The 4,382-nt window shown below is 73.1% G+C and carries 5 protein-coding genes; 1 reads left to right on the top strand and 4 read right to left on the bottom strand.

Annotation, left to right across the window (positions count from 1 at the left end):
* A partial coding sequence (locus tag PROKR_RS20710; protein ID WP_157602370.1) for a LacI family DNA-binding transcriptional regulator occupies positions 1–541 on the bottom strand: 541 nt, incomplete at its 3' end.
* A 133-nt stretch (positions 542–674) separates the two neighbouring features.
* On the opposite strand from PROKR_RS20710, the gene PROKR_RS20715 reads away from it, so the two are divergent.
* The gene (locus tag PROKR_RS20715) at positions 675–1,931 is read left to right on the top strand and encodes an amidohydrolase (protein WP_036966722.1); all 1,257 of its coding nucleotides are present in this window, start codon (positions 675–677) and stop codon (positions 1,929–1,931) included.
* A gap of 79 nt (positions 1,932–2,010) precedes the next feature.
* On the opposite strand, the gene PROKR_RS20720 is transcribed toward PROKR_RS20715, so the two are convergent.
* The 3 genes from PROKR_RS20720 to PROKR_RS20730 form a co-directional block, all read right to left on the bottom strand.
* Positions 2,011–3,216, bottom strand: a complete 1,206-nt coding sequence (locus PROKR_RS20720) for a glycosyltransferase (protein WP_245605908.1) — start codon at positions 3,214–3,216, stop codon at positions 2,011–2,013.
* Positions 3,217–3,286: 70 nt separating this feature from the next.
* Positions 3,287–3,943 carry a uridine kinase family protein gene (locus PROKR_RS20725; protein WP_036966728.1) on the bottom strand — a complete coding sequence of 219 codons (657 nt, stop codon included), beginning with the start codon at positions 3,941–3,943 and terminating at the stop codon, positions 3,287–3,289.
* Positions 3,944–4,117: 174 nt separating this feature from the next.
* The coding region (locus PROKR_RS20730; RefSeq protein ID WP_157602373.1) for a helix-turn-helix domain-containing protein at positions 4,118–4,382 on the bottom strand (265 nt) is incomplete at its 5' end.

Genomic DNA, 4,382 nt, shown 5'->3' on the forward strand with positions numbered 1-4,382 from the left:
CCGCCGCCGCATCGATCCGCGGCTCACCCGCACTGGAACCTGCACCCTGTGACCCGCCGTCGGCCCGCGACCCTTCGTCGGCGCGCGACCCTTCGTCGGCCCGCGACCCCCCGTCGTCCCCCGACCCGCTGGTGCCCTCCGGCTCCAGCCGCCCGCCCGCCAGGATGATCGCGCGTGACCGCTGCCGCCGCGCCAGCTCGACGAAGGCGAGCTCGCGGGCCGAGCTGTGCTCGGTCGACGCGAGGGTCACGATGAGGCCCGCCCGCTCCGCCGCGCGCGCCACGCCGGCGGCGATCGTCGAGAAGTACGGGTCGGCGATGTCATGCACCACGAGCCCGAGCGCGGTGGTGCGCCCGCGGGCCATGGCCTGCGCGCTGGGGTCGGGCGAGTAGGCGAGGCGGCGCGCGGCCTCCAGGACGCGCTCGCGCAGGTCCTCGCGGACGCTGCGGGTAGCGCTCCCGTTGATCGCGCGGGACGCCGTGGCGAGCGAGACGCCGGCCTCGCGGGCGACCTGGCTCAGGGTGACGGGGGCGTCGGACATGAGGTCATACTGCCGTGTCCGGCGCGCTCGTGGTCGCCGAGCGGCTTTTCAGAGTGTGGAAACCGCCCGCCGGCCCCCGCGAGCGGGCCATCCGGGCCGCGCCTAGCGTGGGGACGGACGACGGAGGACTGCCATGACCTCACATCAGTACGTCCCGTTCGACCCGGCGCTCACGGACCTGTACCAGGACCTGCACCGACATCCCGAGCTCGGCTTCCAGGAGCATCGCACCGCGCGGATCGTCGCCGACCGGCTCACGGCGTCCGGCTTCGAGGTGACGACGGGCGTCGGCAAGACCGGCGTCGTCGGCATCCTGCGGAACGGGTCCGGCCCGACGGCGCTGCTCCGCGCCGACATGGATGCCCTTCCGGTCAGGGAGGAGACGGGCCTGGACTACGCCAGCACCGCGACCGCGACGGACGCGGCCGGGAAGACGGTCCCGGTCGACCACGCCTGCGGGCACGACCTGCACACCACGTGCCTCCTGGGCGCCGCCGACGTGCTGGCGCACACCCGCGAGAGCTGGGCCGGCACCCTGCTCGTGGTGTTCCAGCCCGCGGAGGAACTGGGTCAGGGCGCCCAGGCGCTGGTCGACGACGGCCTCTACGACCGCTTCCCGACCCCCGACGTCGTGCTCGGCCAGCACGTGGCGCCGCTGCCGGCGGGCAGGATCGCGGGGCATCCCGGCGCGTCGTACGCGGGCTCCGACTCGCTCCGGGTCCGGCTCGCGGGGCGCGGGGCGCACGGATCGATGCCCCAGGCGTCGGTCGACCCGATCGTGATGGCGGCCGAAACCGTGCTGCGCCTGCAGACGGTCGTGTCCCGCGAGATCCCGAGCACGGCGACCGCCGTGCTCACCGTGGGTTCGATCCACGCCGGCGACGCCGCCAACGTCATCCCCGGCGAGGCCGAGCTGCAGCTCAACATCCGCAGCTACGACGAGGCGGTGCGGCAGCGGATCCTCGACGCCGTCGAGCGCATCGTGCGCGGCGAGGCGATCACCGCCGGCGCGACCGAGGAGCCCACGATCACCCCGATCGAGCGGTTCCCCGTGGTCGTCAACGACGACGCCGCGCTCTCCCGGACGTTCGCCGCCTTCGCGTCGTGGCTCGGCCCCGAGAACCTCCTCGACCCAGGAGCGGGAGCGGGGAGCGAGGACGTGGGCATCCTGGCGACGAGTGCGGGGGCGCCCCTGTCGTACTGGCTGCTCGGTGGCACCGACCCAGGCCTCTTCACGACCGGAGACCTGAGCGACCCGGCGCTCCTGACCGTCCCCTCCAACCACTCGCCGCGCTACGCGCCGGTGCCGCACCCGACACTGGAGAACGGTGTGACGGCACTGGTCACGGCCGCCGGCACCTGGCTGCCGGCCGCGGCACAGCGTGCGTGACCGACAGGACGTCAGATCGTCGGCACCCCGGGTGCCGATGATCTGACGTCTTGCGACCACCCGGCCGGCCCGGGCCTGGCTACACCCGCGCCATCCGTAAACCGGCGTCGCGGTGCGTGCGCTCGATGACACTGGAGTACCCGGCGATCATCCGGACGTGGCTGAACTTCGGCCGCACGGCGGTGCGTGCCGACTCCAGCTCCTCGCGACGGGCCGCGGCCTCGATCCAGGTCGCGGCGATCTCGTCGGGTTCGAACGACGTCACGAACCCGATCCGCTCGACGATCGACGGCGCGTCGCCCACCGGGGTCGTGACGGGCACGGCCCCGCACATCGATCCCTCGATGAGGCACAGTGGTGCGGCCTCGCCGAACGTCGAGGTGAGCGCGACGACGTCGGCCGTCGCGTAGACCAGCTCCATGTCGTGGCGCACGCCCAGCAGCTCCAGGCGCTCCAGCAGGTCCGGGCGGTCGCCGAAGATGCGGGCCAGGTCGTCCCGCAGCGCGGGGTTGGCCGAGCTCATGCCCGCTCCGCACATCTGCACGTAGCCGGCGGGGTCGAGCTCGAGGAACGTCCGGGCCGACCGGAGGAACAGCTCGGGGTTCTTCATCTCGTCGTACCGCGCCGCGTAGACCACGACCGTCGCGTCGGCCGGGATCCCGGCCGCGCCCCGCAGCGCGAGCCGGCGCGCGCCCTGCACCGGCCGGAACCGGGCCAGGTTGATGCCGTTCGGCACCACGCGCAGCAGGTCGGCGGGCACGCCCGCCGCCCGGTACGCGTCGCGCGTGGACTCCGCGCAGCAGACGACGGCAGCCAGGCGGCCTCGCTCGGCGGCGGTCAGCAGGTCGCCGAGGGCGTCGCCCTGGTGCTCCGGGTCGGACCGGTGCAGGCACGCGATGACCGGACGCTGCGGGAACGCGTCCTGGTTCACCAGCCGCAGCGGCTGCTCCTTGAGGGACAGGATGACGTGGGATCCGCTGGCCTGGTGGCCCGCGGCCCGCAGCTCGGCCTCGGTGAACACCCGCGGGTCGTGATTCGCGTCCGTGCTGCGGCCCAAGGAGCCGATCCGCACGCCCGCGGCGCGCAGGGCGCGGTAGCGCGGGTCGTCCTCCATGCGCTGGAGGGTGGCCTCGCGCCGGACCTCGTGGTGCAGGCTCAGCACGGAATGCTGCTGACGACCGCCCTGATGCAGACCGGCAACCACTGTCGAGTGCAGGACACGAGCCCCGCCGCTGAAGAAGCCCTCGTAGAGCGAGAGCACACGCAAACCGTTGCGCTGGATCACAGACACCACCTCCTGTGCCCAGGGTGAGCCCTGCGGATGTGCGTTACATGGCAGTTTGGTTACACGAGGATTACGTATCCGAGGACTTCTGCACAAGGAGGTTTCGGATGTCTTTCTCCGCCTGAGCGGGTGAGGTTTCGCGGCAGCCCAGCGCGACCCACCGCTCGATCATCGCCGGTTCGGACCGCAGCAGCGAGGTGCCCCGGCGCAGCAGCGTCACGATCGGTTTGCGCGCCTCGGCGACGTCGCGCAGGAACCGGAACCAGAAGGTGACCAGGCGGGGTCGCGACAGGCAGATCGCGTCGGCGAGCAGCCCCTCGGCCCGGCATTCCTCGACGAGCTGCGCCGCGAAGATGCCCTCGGCGATCATCAGCGGCGAGTCCCCGATGTCGAGCCGGCGCATGCCCGTGCGGCGCGACGTCGGGATGTCGTACACCGGCACCTCGGCGCGGCCCTCGGTGGCGAGCTCCTGCAGCGCGGCCAGCGCGCCCTTGCCGTCCCAGCTCTCGGGGCTGTCCCAGTCCACGCTGCCGTAGCGCTGCGGCAGCCCGGGGTGATCGATGTCGAGGTAGAAGTCGTCGAGCTGCACCACCGGCAGGCCGAGCCGCTGCGTGAGCGACGTCTTGCCCGAACCCGACGGTCCGGTCAGCAGCACCACGCGCGCGCGGGGGCGCCGCGCACCCGGAGGCAGGTCGAAGAGGGCGGGCTCGGTCACGGGGTCGGTCACGAGATCCGATTCTCCCGCACCGGACGGCCGGTGGCTGCGGTGCGCAGGGGTGTGGGGCGTGACGCTCCTCCCTCTCGAGGCCAAACTTTCTCCTCTTTGCGGCGGCCGAAAGCGAAGAAAAGTCGGGCCTCGAAGGGGAGGGCCGACGGCGGCCCGGCTCGCTGTCCGGCCTCGTCAGCCCCGTTGGTAGCGCCCCGGCGTCGTCCGCAGCAGACGGCGGAAGTGCCGCGTCAGGTGCGCCTGGTCGTGGAACCCGGTGGCGGCTGCGACGTCGGCCGCGGGCTCGCCGGCCAGCAGCCGACGTCGGGCCAGGTCCAGGCGCCGTCCGACCAGGTACCGGTGCGGTGGCAGGCCGAGCTCCCGGGTGAACGAGCGCACCAGGTGCGGCACCGTGACGTCCAGCTCGGCGGCGACCTCGGCGAGCCGCACCGGCCGGGCC

It is taken from the genome of Promicromonospora kroppenstedtii DSM 19349, from assembly GCF_000515355.1.
Classification (GTDB): domain Bacteria; phylum Actinomycetota; class Actinomycetes; order Actinomycetales; family Cellulomonadaceae; genus Promicromonospora; species Promicromonospora kroppenstedtii.

What these genes read in the sequence shown, in the direction of transcription:
- PROKR_RS20715 (WP_036966722.1), top strand. Translation starts at nt 675, where the DNA reads ATGACCTCACATCAGTACGTCCCGTTCGACCCGGCGCTCACGGACCTG.